The following is a 15,363-nucleotide window of genomic DNA, read 5'->3' on the forward strand; positions in this document are numbered from 1 at the left end:
GCCTACCTTAATGGATTAATCTTTGCTCCCTAAATAAAAAGTGGGATGCTCCCAAGTCCTAACTCTTATACAGCATCTGCTGTTGCTGTAAAAAGCGAACCTTGGATCGGTTTTATCTCTTCTAACGACTCACTAATTTTAGCTTCCCATAAAACATCATCGTTACCTTTATAACGTGAAAATGGGAAGTTAAAAGGGGGATGTTTTATCTTACCACTCATGTGTGCAAGGATCGCTTTGCCTATTGCTTCTCCAAAACCGACAGGTACGGCATTCCCTATCTGCCGATATTGCTTGATGAGGGAACCACATACGACCCAACTATCTGGAAATTGCTGAATACGTTTATATTCTTGAATACTTAACGGGCGCAAATGTTCTGGATGACAGATATCCGTTGCTGGCATGGCTGGGGATGTCACTAAAGTACAGCTTGGTCTATCCCATGACAAGCGTCTAAAGAAACCAGTTTTCCCTCCACCTGAGTAATAGGATTTTCCTAATGCTTCTTTCTGCAATTCTTCAGGTAGATGTTTCCAGTATTGACCCTCTTTTAACATTCTGTAATACTTTAGCCTCCCTTCTGGGAACTCGATATACTCTGCCTCACTTTGGCTTAAATCTGCAATAGATTCACGTAGAGTTATCCACTTATCAAGACCAAAATCACCACTTTCTGAATGTGTGGGGTATAAATAAGGAACCTTTTTCTTTCCACGATGGCAGATCATGACCACTCTTTCCCTAATTTGGGGGACACCATAATTTGCCGTGTTGTATAAGTTAAAGCTGATACTGTAACCACCTTTGCGAAGTTCATTTACAATATATTTCAAAGCACCACCTGGCATTTCTTCTCTGGATAGAGGAACACTGCCGTTTCCTCTTTCTGAGTGAGGGCGATGCAGTAATGGTGCTGAAAGAAAACCTCTTACATTCTCGATGACGGCGTATTTTGGGCTTATTTCTAAGATAAGTTCAATGTACTTTAAGAATATATTGCCTCTCTCATCTTTGAAACCACGCCTTGCCCCTGCTGTGGAAAAAGCTTGGCAGGGTGGTCCGCCTAACATAATATCTACATCTTCTTTAGCTAGTTTGGCATGATCCAGGATATCCTGAGCAGTGTAAGACGCTATATTCCCCAAAAGTGCAATATCTGGCTTGTTTGCAACTATGGTCTGTCGGCAGTGCTTATCCACCTCACACGCAAGGGAAATTTCGATACCAGCTTTCTCAAAACCAAGATCCAGTCCCATAGCGCCTGAGAAAAAAGAAATGGCTTTAACTGCTTGGTGATGATTTTCCTTGCTCGTCCTATCTACAGGATAATTTTCCTTGGTTCGGTTAATGTAATCTTCAACTGCCTCCGGCTCCATAATCCACACTTTCCCTACCTGCTGTCCCTTGATATCCCCACTACGCAATAGAGTACGAACCCTTTGCTCAGAAATACCTATTTTTGAAGCTGCTTCCTTTGTGGACAAATAGGGATAGTTTATCATTTCGTCCTCGAAACTTTTTTTAGACCATTTACACCATTATCAAGTGGTTATGTCAACCGCTATTAAGTATAGAGATAAGTATTCGCAAAACCGACCGTTTGCGAGAATGATTTTATGTGCAGGTCAAATGTTGGACAACCTTCAAACCAACCATCAAACTGGACGACAACCAGATAAAATACTGTGCATATTTACTACTTGTCCAATAACTGCGATCGCAGGCGCACCAAATCCAGTTTGCTCTACCTGTTTAATAATTGTTTCCAATGTCCCAATCAATTCTTCTTGTTCTGGGCGCGTACCCCAGCGCACCAAAGCAATAGGCGTTTCTAAATTTAACCCAGCGGCACTTAATTCTTCCACAATATAAGACAGATTGTGAATTCCCATATAAATTACAATGGTTTCGGAACCGTGAGCGATCGCACTCCAATTCACTTGCGGTTTATACTTACCCGCCGCCTCATGACCAGTTACAAATGTCACTGACGAACTATACAGCCGATGCGTCAAAGGAATACCTGAGTATGCTGCTGCTGCAATTCCCGATGTGATACCCGGCACTACTTCCGTTGATATTCCAGCGTTGACTAATTCTTCCATCTCTTCGCCACCGCGACCAAAAATAAACGGATCGCCACCCTTGAGTCGCACCACAATAGCATGATCCTGCGCTTTATCAATCAGTAATTGAGTTGTTTCTTCCTGGAACAGCGAATGTTTTCCCCTCCGCTTACCAGCATTAATTTGCTCGGCTTGGGGATTAATCATTGCCAAAATTGCCGGACTCACCAAGGCATCATAGATAACTAGATCTGCACATTCCAACAAACCTTTCGCCTTCAGGGTAATTAGTCCTGGATCTCCTGGCCCCGCACCTACTAAATAAACCTTTCCCAAATACTTCTTCCTCTGTGTCATTGTGCGGTTCATCTATCTGTTAAATCCCAAATTAGCTCGGCTAATTCTGCACTTGCTCCCAATGGCTCTGCCAGTTGGAAATTTACCGCAGAAAATTGTAATTTTAGCTCCTCTATTGAGGTGGCGATCGCATCGGTTATTCCACCAGCGAATAAAAAATATGGCAAGATTGCAATTTCCCGATAACCAGCAGTTATCAACTCTTTTACCCGCGATTCTAAACTAGGAGGCCCAGCCCAATAAGCAGTCACGGCTCCCAAACTCGCCGCCATTGCTTCCACAGTTTCTTGAGAACCTGGGCGACGGCTACCATGAGCTAAGAGAATCCATGCTTCTGCTTTTATAGCAGCTATTTGTTTTGCCAGCAATTTTTCTAAATTGGGGTGAGAGCCTAAATATGGTTGCAACTCAATTATGACATCTTGATCGGTAGCCTGTTGTGCTAGTGCTATTTCGGCGGGAATATCTGTCATCACATGGACTCCCGGCAGCAAAAATAGCGGTACAATTTTGAGGCGATTTTCATTTTGAGATAGTTTGTCATCGCCAAAAGCACTCTTAGCAAATTGTTGAATCTGCTCGTGTAAAGGCTGAGGATTCATTTCTAAAGCAGCAATGCCAACCGAATATTGGCTATTTGCTGAGTTATGGTTTTTTGACAATTTCTGAGATATCAGCCTAGCTAGTTGCTGCATAGCAATTTCTGGGCGCGGGTCGCGGCTTCCGTGAGATAGTAGCAGATAGGCAGATGACATTGGTAAATTAAATTCTTAGTTACTATTCTTATTTAAGATGAAGCTGGGGATAATAAGGACTCTAATAATTATTGAAACTATTATTAATTACTAAATAGAAGTATTCTTAATCACTTTTATATTCTCCCTCTACTACTTACCTGACTGTTCTTCAGCAGTGTAAGTATAAAATTGATCGAAAGCTCCTACCGTTTCAAATTTGTACGAAGGCATCCAAGAATTTATTTTTAAATCTGTACGGTAAATGCTAAAAATAACAAAATCTTGCCTTTCTGTAGTACTGGCAATAATTTTTTGGATTTGCGGGCTAGCCGAGTCAACCAATTTATCGCAATTAAAACGGATTAAATTTTCTATAATATTCGTAGTTTTTTTACATACATCGGTTTTTAAGTATTTTGTCAGGCGTTGAACTGCATATTCTTCATATTCAACTTGACCGGGATTGGTTTTCGCCATTGTCACACCCAAGGCGGCCAGTCCTACTGCTGCTCCAGTATACGCGATGATGGTCAATGGTTTCATATTTGCCAAGTAAAATTCATTGTAATCGTTAGATTCCAGAGACTCTAAATCAACTAAGTCCGTTCCTTGAACAAAAACTCTTGATCGCTTGCCAAATTATTGCTATAATTCAAATTGTTGAATGGCGAGCGTAGCCAAGTGGTTAAGGCAGTGGTTTGTGGTACCACCATTCGTGGGTTCAATTCCCATCGTTCGCCCTGCGTAATTTCATATTTATAGCTATACTCCTATTGAAGGTGGATTGTATGGTGTAAATATTCATAAGCATCACTTTACCAACAATCTGTCATCTAATAGCTTTATAAACTTGCAAGGATTGCAAGTCTACTGTAATTCATTAGGTTATCTTATTAAACAAGTTTATGATATAAGCAAAATTACTTGCTAAATTAAGATTAGGTATGCAATGCCTTACATCGTTTTGGGCTGATGCGATCGAGGCAAGTAATACCACTTTTAATTATCTTATTCCTTTATTATATAGAGTGCCTCGATTCCATCGTAATTCTGCTTCTGCAAGCCTCTGTTCTCTCAGACCCAAGCTCTGGACTGTTGAAGCTATAAATTTACGCTTTGCAGCACCCTTTAATTGGACTGCTGTTTGTTTTAATAGCTTTTTAAGCCAAGAAGTTAATACCGCTCAGAGGAAGGGATGCTGAATTTTCAAACCTTATTTGAATCAATACCGGGATTGTATATCGTCTACTCACTCGACTTTGTGATTGTCGGGGGAAGTGATGCTTACTTTTGGGCAACGAAGACCAAACGAGAAGAGGTTGTTGGTCGCCATTTGTTCGAGGTTTTTCCAGATAATCCCGACGATCCGAATGGTACTGGAATTCAGAATTTGCGTACCTCCTTGTCAAGCGTACTGAAGTATCAAAAGCCTCACACGATGGCAGTGCAGAAGTATGACATTCGCCGCCCCGAATCAGAAGGCGGTGGTTTTGAGGAGCGGTACTGGACGCCAACCAACTCCCCAGTCTTTGATGAAAACGGTGAGATGACGCACATTATTCACCGAGTCGAAGATGTCACCGAGTTTGTGCGGGTGCAGCAACAGCTAAATGAGCAGCGTCAGCTCAATCAATCACTCCAGTCTCACAGCGAGCAAATGGAGAGGGAAATTTCTGCTAGAGCGCAGGAGTTACAAGAGGTCAACGAACAAGTGCAAGCGGCGAATGAGGCTTTATCAGAATTCGATCGCGCTAAGACTGTATTCTTCAGCAATATCTCGCATGAATTTCACACGCCTTTAACACTGATGTTGAGTCCAATCGAAGACCTATTACTCGACATTCAAGCTCCATTAGCACCGCAACAGCGCGATCGCCTTGAGCTCGTGCAGCGAAATGGACTTCGGTTACTGAAATTAGTCAACGCACTGCTTGAGTTTTCGCAACTGGAAGCGGGAGGGATTGAAGCTTCATCTGAAGCGATCGCTTCCAACAGGAGTTTACCTTCAGCGATCCCGCCATCTTTTTTACCCGCCCGAATTTTGCTGGCAGATGACAACGCCGATATGTGCGATTATCTGTGGCGATTGTTAAGTCAACGGTATGAGGTTGAGGTAGTCACAGATGGGGCTGCGGCTCTGGCTGCGATCCAGGCACAGCGCCCAGATTTGATTCTCAGCAATCTAATGATGCCGGGGATGGATGGGTTTGAGTTGCTGCGTCAATTGCGGGCTGACCCCCAAAGGAGCGAATTGCCCGTAATTTTGCTGTCAGCCCAAGCAGGTGAAGAATCTCGCGTGTCAGGTTTGGCAGCAGGAGCCGATGATTATTTAATCAAACCGTTTTCGGCTCGCGAACTACTGGCTCGTATTGAGTCAATTTTAAAACAGGTAGACATCCGCAAACAAGCGGCTCAGACACTGCAAGCCAGCGAACAGCAACTTAAACTTGCCTTGAAGACCAGCAAACTCGGCTCCTGGCAATTCGATCTCAAAACAAACGTTCTGTCTGTTTCTGACCAGTGCAAAATGAACTACGGTCTACCCATTGACGCTGATTTCTCGCACCAAGTTATAATGGAGCGGATTCATCCAGAGGATCTGACTTGGGTGCAGGCGGCAATTCAAGACTCGATTACCAACCGCACTGATTACGATGTGGAATACCGCAATGTTTGGAACGATGGCAGCACGCACTGGGTAATCGTTCGCGGGCATCCGATTTACGACGAGGCGGGCAATCCTGAGCGCATGGTCGGGATATCAATCGATATTACCAATCGCAAACAAGCCGAAGCTGACCTCCGGGAAGCCTATGTGCAATGGGAGGCCGCTTTAGCCGCAGGAGCGATTTACACATGGCGGTGGAAGATTGCCGAGAATCTGGTGATCGTGAATGCAGCCTTTGCTCACTTGTTTGGTGTTGACTCTGTGGAGGCGGCGATCGGTTTACCGATCGAACTGTTTATACAGGGGATACACGAAGAAGACCGCCCCCAAGTGGTCGCCGCAATTAACCAGGCGATTGAAACTGGCAAAGAATTTATCAGTGAGTACCGTGTTTATACGGCAGTGGGTGAGGAGCGCTGGCTTGCCGCCCGCGGTCGCGTTGAATATGCTGCTGATGGCACACCGCTTGCTTTTCCAGGGGCACTGGCAGACATTACCGAACGCAAACAAGCCGAAGATGCTTGGCGACAGATTTCTGCCGAACTCGAACGACAACTGCGAAAGTTTGACGCGATCGCCTCTTCTGTAACCGATTTTATTTACACGTTCGATCTGTCTGGACGGTTCACCTACATCAATCAGCCGTTGCTCGAACTCTTGCAGAAAAAGTCGGCTGAAGCACTGGGCAAAAACTTTTTTGACCTGGATTATCCAATAGATTTAGCAACCAAACTCCAAAGGCAGATTCAGCAAGTTATTGAGACGCGCCAACCGCTCAAAGATGAAACGCCGTACACAAGCGCATTTGGCACACGCGCCTATGAATACATTTTCGTCCCGCTTTTGGGCGTAAATGGGATGGTAGAAGCGGTGGCAGGTGTGACACGAGACATTACCGATCGCAAGCAAATCGAAGCGACTGTCAAAGCCAGCAACGAACGGCTGAAGCTACTTTCAGAAGTCGCTAACGATCTCTTGCTCAACGAAGATCCTAAGGTATTTTTAGCCAGTTTGTTTGAAAAGGTTTCGACTCATTTAGGACTCGAAGTTTACTTCAATTACTTGTTTCAAGAAGACCAGCAACGCCTTGAGCTACACACCTCTGGGGGCATCTCAGAAGACGTTGCTTTATCCGGGAAATTTTTGGAGTTAGGGCAAGGGGTGGGTGGTTATGTGGTGCAACATCGCCAGCCAGCGATCGTTGAAAATGCGCTCTCAACGACCGATCCACTTGCTGTTCGAGTTCAGTCAATCGGTATCAGAGCTTATGTGTGTCATCCACTGATGGTAGGCGAGCGCGTTTTGGGTACTCTGGGACTGGGAACTCGTCAACGCGATCGCTTTACGCGCGACGAACTCGATCTCATGCAAACGCTTGCCAATCAAGTTGCTGTTGCCTTAGAACGATCGCGCCTGGTTGCAGAGTTACAGGCACGTGCCGAAGCGTTAGATCAAAGTAATCGTATTAAAGATGAGTTTTTAGCGGTTCTCTCCCATGAGTTACGTACTCCTCTGAATCCAATTCTGGGATGGTCAAAACTGTTGCAACGGGGAAAGCTTAATCCTGAAAAAACGAATCTTGCGATCGCCACGATCGAGCGCAACGCCCAGATCCAGGTGCAGCTAATTGATGACTTGCTCGACATTTCCCGGATTCTGCAAGGCAAAATGAACTTATCAGCCTCACCCATTGACCTGAATTCAGTGATTTCAGCCGCGTTAGAAACGGTTCGGTTAGCCGCAGAAACTAAATCAATCCAAATTCACACGACCATTTCACCGATTATGGGAGTGGTAATCGGCGATGCAGGGCGATTGCAGCAGGTTGTGTGGAATCTTCTGTCTAATGCTGTTAAATTTACACCTGAAGGAAAACAAGTCACGGTTGCCCTATCTCAAGTTGAAAATCACGCCCAAATTCAAATCACCGACACCGGAAAAGGGATTCGTACCGACTTTTTGCCCTACGTGTTTGAGCATTTCCGACAAGAAGATGGCGCAACCACCCGCAAATTTGGCGGACTAGGCTTGGGATTAGCGATCGTGCGCCAAATTGTGGAAATGCACGGTGGAACGGTGACAGTAGACAGTCCAGGTGTTGGGCTAGGAGCAACATTTACGGTTAAAATTCCGCTTGCGCCTCAGTTAACTGAAGCACCAATCTTAAATCAATCACCCATTAAAGAGAGTGATTTGAACGGCATTCACATTTTAGTCATCGATGATGAAACAGACTCGCGGGAGTTCATCGCTTTTGTTCTAGAGGAACGTGGTGCGATCGTTACTGCTGTTGGATCTGGCACTGAGGCGCTGCAAGCGATCGCTCAATCCATTCCCAACATCATTATCAGTGACATTGGGATGCCAGAAATGGATGGCTATATGCTGATGCGACAAATTCGTACCCTTGGGCTTGAGCAAGGGGGACAAATTCCCGCTATTGCCTTAACAGCTTATGCCGGAGAATTCGATCGGCAGCAAGCGATCGCCGCCGGATTTCAACGTTACGTCCCCAAACCTATCGATCCAGAAGCTTTGGTGGCGATCGTCGTCGAAATGCGAACTTACAGCAGAATTCAGAGTTCAGAATTCAAAATTCAAAATAGTTAAAGAATCAGAAGAACATTTGATGAATAAATATACTAATTATTCTAGATTCCTTATAAATTATGACTCCTGACTTCTGGGTGCTGAATTCTTACAATTATTCTAAGAATAAATTATTTATACGCACTATAAAAATGAATATTAGCACTCTGAAATAATTAAAAAATATTGATTTACAAGTCTTATAGAGCTTGATAAATAGGTCGGCGTAAATAATTATCGTTGGCATAAAGCAGAGGGCAGGGAGTAAGGAGCAAGAAGAAAAAGGGTTTGAGCCTTGTTTACTTTTCTTTACACAGTTGGGTTTGATTGTGCCAACTTACTTAGTTAAATATTTTCTTTCTAGATGTGTTGACAATCCAAATATACGCAAATAAATGATATACTAAAGATTACATCAATCTATTGAGAATGTGATAATTTGTGCCCCAAATCTGATGATGGAGTTATTTACTAACATCTATCAAAAGAAATAAAAATTGTATTCCTTTAGTAAGATCCAAAAATACTGAGTCATAGATACTTTAGGTAAAGAAGAACACGATTTAAGTGTCTGTTAAAAAGCTGATACTTGTATGTACACAGATAAATTATATTTATCTGTGTTATTTCGTGTTTATATGTGTCTAACAAAAGGTGGAGGCTTATTTGTCTCGCTTAGAAAGTTAGCAATGCAAACATCGTCATTTAGTGGAGTTGCTATGTCTGAATTGCTTCAAGCAGTCTTAGATAGTGAAGAAAGAAGTGATTTACGTTCCTTTCTTAGTGAATTACGCCAACAAGAAAAGAAGTACTTGCTGCGGAACGATATACTCAATGTATATAGTGAGTATTGCTCCAAGTCCCAAAAACCTGAGACTTTTTACACTTCCTCAGAGTTAGGCAAACTCATTTACTATACTCAGGAAATAATTCAGGAGGACTCAAACTTCTGTTTCATCATCCGTTCTAAGATTGCCAGCCAAGAAGTTTATTGGTTGACATCAGACTTAAGCATTGAACCGATGACGGTGCAGGATTTGTTGGATCTGCGCGATCGCTTGGTGAACAAATATCATCCTAACGAGGGCGGCCTGCTAGAATTGGACTTCGGCCCGTTTTATGACTACTCCCCAGTCATCCGCGACCCCAAAAATATTGGTAAAGGGGTACAATTTCTCAACCGCTATCTATCCAGCAAAATATTTCAAGATTCCAAACAATTGCTGGACAGCTTATTGAATTTCCTGCGGCTGCACCACTACAACGGTATTCAACTGCTGCTTAACGATCGCATTCAATCACAGCAGCAACTTTCCGAGCAAGTTAAGAAAGCGATCAGCTTTGTTAATAATCGCCCCGATGATGAACCCTACGAACAATTCCGATTCCAATTGCAGTCAATGGGTTTTGAGCCAGGTTGGGGTAACACCGCAGCGCGAGTGCGGGAAACTTTAAATATTCTCGATGAATTGATTGATTCTGCCGATCCTCAGACTCTAGAAGCATTCATTTCTCGTGTCCCGATGATTTTTAGAATCGTCTTGGTGTCAGCTCACGGTTGGTTTGGGCAAGAGGGAGTGTTGGGGCGTCCCGATACTGGCGGTCAGGTAGTTTACGTCCTTGACCAGGCAAAGAGCCTAGAGAAGCAGCTACAAGAAGATGTCCTGCTTGCGGGTTTAGAGAAATTGAATGTCGAGCCAAAGGTAATTATTCTCACCCGCTTGATTCCCAATAGTGATGGTACTCTTTGTAATCAACGGCTAGAAAAAGTCCACGATACCGAAAATGCCTGGATTTTGCGAGTGCCTTTAAGGGATTTTAACCCTAACATGACTCAAAACTGGATTTCTCGGTTTGAGTTTTGGCCTTATCTAGAAACCTACGCCATTGATTCCGAAAGAGAACTAAGGGCAGAATTTCACGGCACACCTGACTTAATAGTTGGAAACTATACAGATGGGAATTTAGTAGCATTCTTGCTGGCGCGACGGCTGAAAGTTACTCAATGCAATGTTGCCCATGCTTTAGAAAAATCTAAATACTTGTTCAGTAATCTATACTGGCAAGAATTAGAGGAGAAATATCATTTTTCATTGCAATTCACAGCTGATTTGATTGCGATGAATGCTGCCAATTTTGTGATTAGCAGCACCTACCAAGAAATTGTCGGAACACCTGATAGTGTGGGACAGTACGAGTCTTATAAGTGCTTCACCATGCCAGAGTTGTACCATGTTACCAATGGCATTGAATTATTTAGTCCCAAATTTAATGTCGTACCGCCTGGAGTAAACGAAAATAATTACTTCCCCTACACCCAAAATAAAGACCGCGTGGAGAGCGATCGCCAACGCCTTGCAGAAATGCTCTTTACTCTGGAAGATCCCACACAAATCTTTGGCAAACTCGACGATCCTAACAAACTTCCTCTCTTCTCAATGGCGCGTCTTGACCACATCAAAAACCTCACAGGTTTAGCTGAATGTTATGGTCAAAGTAAAGAATTACAAGAGCATTGCAACTTAATTTTAGTAGCAGGTAAATTACGCGTCGAAGAATCAGATGACAACGAAGAACGCAACGAAATTATCAAACTCTACCAAATAATTGACCAGTACAATCTCCACGGTAAAATTCGTTGGTTGGGTGTGCGTCTCTCCAAAACCGATTCCGGTGAAATTTACCGAGTCATTGCCGATCGTCAGGGAATTTTTGTACAACCAGCTTTATTTGAAGCTTTTGGTTTGACAATTTTAGAAGCAATGGTTTCAGGATTGCCAACTTTTGCCACACAGTTTGGTGGGCCACTGGAGATTATTCAAGATAAAGTGAATGGATTTTACATTAACCCGACAAATTTAGAGGAAACAGCCACCAAAATTGTAGAATTCATTACTAAATGCGAACAAAATTCTAACTATTGGAATGAAATTTCCCAGCGAGGAATTAACCGAGTTTACAGCACCTATACTTGGAAAATTCACACTACCAAGCTGTTATCGTTAGCAAGAATTTATGGCTTCTGGAACTTTACCTCAAAGGAAAATCGGGAAGATTTATTACGCTATATAGAGGCTTTGTTCTATTTAATTTATAAGCCAAGAGCGCAACAGCTATTAGAGCAGCATAAGTATCGTTAGTTTGTCTTTAGTCATTTGTCATTAGCTAAAGACTAAAGACAAATGACTAAAGACAAATAACTAAATTGTCAATGCACTCCAAGTTCGTTGACCAACTATTCCATCTACTCCTAAATTTTGCTGATTTTGAAAGGCTTTGATAGCAGTCTCTGTTAGTGCGCCAAAAATCCCATCCACCCTCACAGCATAACCGTTAGACACTAATAGCTGTTGTAATGCTCTGACAGCAATACCAGAACTACCAAAATAAAGAGTCGGTAGAGGTTGACTGCTAAACTTCTGGAACCGTCCTGTAGCCTTTGTACGGACTTTACCTCCAGACTGAAAAGACTTCTTAGGCTTACCTAAGTTAGAAGAAACTAGTCCCAGATTCTTTTTGCTGATTTTCTGAAGTATGCGTTCTTTTTCTAGTTTCAGCGCTGAGACAGAAGCCTGGGAAATCCCATCTGTCTGCATGAATTCAGGTGGTGTGACTTTAGCAGCTATCTCTAACTGACTCTGTTTTGACTGGTTTACGTCATTTTCCATCTGAAATAATTGCTTCTGTGGCAAATTAGCCCCAGATGCTTGTCTTATTGTTAACCCGCCCGTCATCATCAGGCCAATTTCAGTCATTTTAGTTTATTTTACTTTAACTAATATTTCTTTTAACCAACAACATTGTTGCTGTTCGGGATAGTACATACTGACCAAATAAAAAAGTCATGTACTAATTTTTCCAGATAATATTTTCATGTTCATATTTGCTCACCTCCAATTCCATTTAATCAGATTAATATACTTAATCAAGCCATCAAGTTATCAGACATACTATCTAAATCAATGGTTTAGACAATAACATACTATACGATCGTCTGGGAATACCATCAAACAAATTTACCTAGTTATGTTTGGATCGTGCTTGGTATGCTGATGTTGCTTTTATCATGTTTCTACTGCCAGTAAAAATACTACTCAATTGATCGAGTCAGTTTTTTAACTATTGATTAAAAGCTCTTAATTTTAAACACTTTTTCCTATTTTATATCAAGTCTGGTTAATTACTTATGATTACCGCATCTGTGCAAAAATTCCAAAAGCCTCTTTCCCCTGCTCTGGTTTGGGTACGCTCACAGCAAGCCTACTCTCTGCGATCTAAATAATAAGTCTTTAGTCGCATACGATTTTACAGGGGGTTATAAACTTTTTCTCAATCACAATTTATGTCGCTCTTTCAACCTATTCTCGGAAAGCGGACACTTTAACCTCAAAAGAATGAAACCGCACAACCTTGTTGTACGGTATTGAATTTGAACTAAAATTTTAGACAATACATGACAAAATTACACAGGGGCACTGAACATAATATTTGTGCAATTTTCTTGTCTAATTTGTGTTAATTTTTATATCATTTTGAAACTTTGAGAAAGGATGCACCTTAATCAAAAAGCGTGTAGGTGTAGGTCGCCCTTAGATATCGCTTAGTACTCTCAGTTGTGGATCTTGAAAAACTTTTTACCTTTTTTCGTCTCGCCACAAAGCAATACCGCCTAATAAACCAGTGATATTGGGGATGAGTTTGACATTTAATGGTAGCTGTAAATTCACTCTCACAGCTTCACCACCGCCAATGTAAAGGTAGTCATAATTAAACAGATGTTGCAAAGATGCGATCGCTTTTTCTAAACGCCTATTCCATCTTTTCTCACCAATTTTTTCTAACTCTGCACGCCCCAACTGCTGCTCAAAAGTTTCTCCTTTGCGAAACGGATGATGCCCCATTTCCATATTTGGTACTAGCTTACCATCTACAAATAAAGCTGAACCAAACCCCGTACCCAGAGTAATCACTAATTCTACACCTTTACCTGCGATCGCACCAAATCCCTGCATATCTGCATCATTAATCACACGTACAGGTTTGTTTAAGTGTTTTAATAATGCTGTTTCCAAATTAAATCCAATCCAATCTGGATGTAAGTTTACCGCTGTCTCTGTGACTCCAGACCGCACCACGCCGGGAAAACCGACCGAAACGCGATCGAATTCACTTTGAGCCGCTGCTAACACTACAATTGCATTAATTACAACATCTGGTGTTGCAGGTTGGGGTGTATCTAAACGTGCCCTTTCCGTTATAGGATTCCCCGTAATATCTAAAACCATAGCCTTAACACCACTACCGCCAATATCAACCGATAGGGTACGAATCGCTCCATTTTGTTTAACCATTAAGTTACATCCTTGTTAATGCTTTGTTATTTCGTTATTATGATCTGCTGCATTTGATAATATCTTGGATGTTTGGAGAGTCTTTATATTGATGGGGAGTGGGGAGATGGGGGAGCAGAGGAGACAAGGGGGACAAGGTGACTAAAGTTAGAACTTGCAACAAATCTTTCCTTTCCCCTTGTCCCCAATTCTCCTTGTCCCCAAGTCTCTTCACAATGCCCCATGCCCCATGCCCAATGCCCAAAGTTAAAAATCCCATACATTCGATGCCGGACAGCATCTAGATTTGTTAATCTAAGAATAATAGAGATAGTACTGGCGTAGCTGCTTAAAATCTATCAAGCAGCAAATTTCTATTAAAAGTAATATAAGAGAAAGAATTATGACGGCGTTTGAACCTCAAAGCATCCGCTCGTATAGCCAAGAAGATGTCCAACAAATTCTGCACTTAGCGATCGCTCGTCAAGCAGATGATAAAGACACAGAATTTTCTTATGAGCATATATTAGAAATTGCTGCTGAGTTAGAAATTTCACCTGAGTCTTTAAAATTAGCAGAACGCGATTGGGTATTACAACAGAGTCAAGTTCAACAGCGAAAAGCTTTTGACGCCTACCGCATCAGAAGATTTCAGAAGCGTTTAAGCAAATATGCAATTTTCAATGGCTTTTTTATACTGCTTAATTTAATTACTAGTGGCGGAATTTCTTGGTCGCTGTACATTTTGCTATTCTGCGGATTGCCTGTAGCGCTTGATGTCTGGAATACCTTTCAAATTAAAGGCGAAGAGTATGAAATGGCATTCCAAAAATGGAGTCGTAATCATCAGATTAAGAAAACCATCAGTACAGTTTTAAATAAGTGGTTTAAAGTATTACAGGCTTAATAAAAACTTTCCCTAACTCATCTCTACTTAATTCCCCCCGTTTCTGGGGGGAATATTTTGCGAGCGAACTAACTAGATACTGAATTAGCCGCCTCGGAAACCTTCTCAGGGGGTGGAAAGCCACCCATGCGAATCTCAGAAGTGAAGGAAGTGATACTAAATCCACCAAAACTCTTGAGGACATTTACCCGCATTCGCAAATTGGGGCTAGCAAACCACAGGCGTTCTTCTGAGAAGACGGTTTCATCTTCTGTAGTTAGGATCAAAGCACCATCACTGTCAATTTTATAGCGTCCGGCAACTGGAGTTTTATTGGCATCAAATATTTCTCTCAGTAACCTGCCTTGGGTCGGATTATCCGCATCAGGTACTGAAACTAACACAGTTGAACCACTATGTTTTGTTTGATCCTTGTCCATTGTGCCGTTCCAGGTAATTTTGGTAGCACAGGAAGCAGAACTAGGATTAATATTATAACTTTGACACAGTTTAACTGCTTCTGGACAATCTACTGCCAGCGCCTCAATGATGATATCTGACTTGCTATGTTCCGATTGGTTAAAAGCCAAATGTTGACTAGTACGATGAGAAAACCATTTACCAGCACTTAATTGAAAAAACTCTTCAATATTCATGAATGAAATTACCCTGCATCAAAATGCTAAAATTCCCACTTAATTATTATTAAAAGGTAGCAGGAGGCTTT

Annotated in this window: 10 protein-coding genes and 1 tRNA gene; 4 read left to right on the forward strand and 7 right to left on the reverse strand. The window is 42.1% G+C overall.

Features of this window, described 5'->3' with window-relative positions:
• Window positions 1-65 precede the first annotated feature (65 nt).
• The 4 genes from ACFE93_RS02165 to ACFE93_RS02180 all read right to left on the reverse strand — a co-directional run bounded on the left by ACFE93_RS02165 (window position 66) and on the right by ACFE93_RS02180 (window position 3,706).
• The gene (locus ACFE93_RS02165) at window positions 66-1,505 is read right to left on the reverse strand and encodes a DNA cytosine methyltransferase (RefSeq protein ID WP_375471811.1); all 1,440 of its coding nucleotides are present in this window, start codon (window positions 1,503-1,505) and stop codon (window positions 66-68) included.
• A 153-nt stretch (window positions 1,506-1,658) separates the two neighbouring features.
• The gene (gene cobA, locus ACFE93_RS02170) at window positions 1,659-2,438 is read right to left on the reverse strand and encodes a uroporphyrinogen-III C-methyltransferase (protein ID WP_375471812.1); all 780 of its coding nucleotides are present in this window, start codon (window positions 2,436-2,438) and stop codon (window positions 1,659-1,661) included.
• Window positions 2,435-3,181 carry a sirohydrochlorin chelatase gene (locus ACFE93_RS02175; RefSeq protein ID WP_375471813.1) on the reverse strand — a complete coding sequence of 249 codons (747 nt, stop codon included), beginning with the start codon at window positions 3,179-3,181 and terminating at the stop codon, window positions 2,435-2,437. Before ACFE93_RS02175 ends, cobA begins: the two co-directional genes overlap by 4 nt.
• Before the next feature lie 132 nt (window positions 3,182-3,313).
• Window positions 3,314-3,706 (reverse strand): DUF4359 domain-containing protein, encoded by a 393-nt coding sequence (locus tag ACFE93_RS02180; protein WP_375471814.1) that lies wholly within the window; start codon window positions 3,704-3,706, stop codon window positions 3,314-3,316.
• 124 nt (window positions 3,707-3,830) lie between these two features.
• Between ACFE93_RS02180 and ACFE93_RS02185 the strand changes: the two genes are divergently transcribed.
• The 3 genes from ACFE93_RS02185 (at window position 3,831) to ACFE93_RS02195 (ending at window position 11,560) form a co-directional block, all read left to right on the forward strand.
• A tRNA-His gene (locus ACFE93_RS02185) sits at window positions 3,831-3,903 on the forward strand.
• Window positions 3,904-4,358: 455 nt separating this feature from the next.
• Window positions 4,359-8,441, forward strand: coding sequence for a response regulator (locus tag ACFE93_RS02190; protein ID WP_375471815.1), 4,083 nt, complete (start codon window positions 4,359-4,361; stop codon window positions 8,439-8,441).
• Between the two features lie 698 nt (window positions 8,442-9,139).
• Window positions 9,140-11,560, forward strand: coding sequence for a sucrose synthase (locus ACFE93_RS02195; RefSeq protein ID WP_375471816.1), 2,421 nt, complete (start codon window positions 9,140-9,142; stop codon window positions 11,558-11,560).
• A gap of 60 nt (window positions 11,561-11,620) precedes the next feature.
• Here ACFE93_RS02195 and ACFE93_RS02200 read toward each other — a convergent pair whose 3' ends face one another.
• Together ACFE93_RS02200 and ACFE93_RS02205 are read right to left on the reverse strand one after the other, a co-directional pair.
• The gene (locus tag ACFE93_RS02200; RefSeq protein ID WP_375471817.1) at window positions 11,621-12,175 is read right to left on the reverse strand and encodes a peptidoglycan-binding protein; all 555 of its coding nucleotides are present in this window, start codon (window positions 12,173-12,175) and stop codon (window positions 11,621-11,623) included.
• An 879-nt stretch (window positions 12,176-13,054) separates the two neighbouring features.
• The gene (locus tag ACFE93_RS02205; protein ID WP_375471818.1) at window positions 13,055-13,771 is read right to left on the reverse strand and encodes an ROK family protein; all 717 of its coding nucleotides are present in this window, start codon (window positions 13,769-13,771) and stop codon (window positions 13,055-13,057) included.
• Window positions 13,772-14,153: 382 nt separating this feature from the next.
• Here ACFE93_RS02205 and ACFE93_RS02210 point away from each other — a divergent pair, with 382 nt between their 5' ends.
• On the forward strand, window positions 14,154-14,657 hold the full coding sequence (locus ACFE93_RS02210; protein WP_375471819.1) for a 2TM domain-containing protein: 504 nt from the start codon (window positions 14,154-14,156) through the stop codon (window positions 14,655-14,657).
• A 68-nt stretch (window positions 14,658-14,725) separates the two neighbouring features.
• Here ACFE93_RS02210 and ACFE93_RS02215 read toward each other — a convergent pair whose 3' ends face one another.
• Window positions 14,726-15,292, reverse strand: a complete 567-nt coding sequence (locus tag ACFE93_RS02215; protein ID WP_375471820.1) for a phycobiliprotein lyase — start codon at window positions 15,290-15,292, stop codon at window positions 14,726-14,728.
• Window positions 15,293-15,363: the final 71 nt, after the last annotated feature.

Source organism: uncultured Nostoc sp. (genome assembly GCF_964247315.1).
GTDB lineage: Bacteria > Cyanobacteriota > Cyanobacteriia > Cyanobacteriales > Nostocaceae > Nostoc.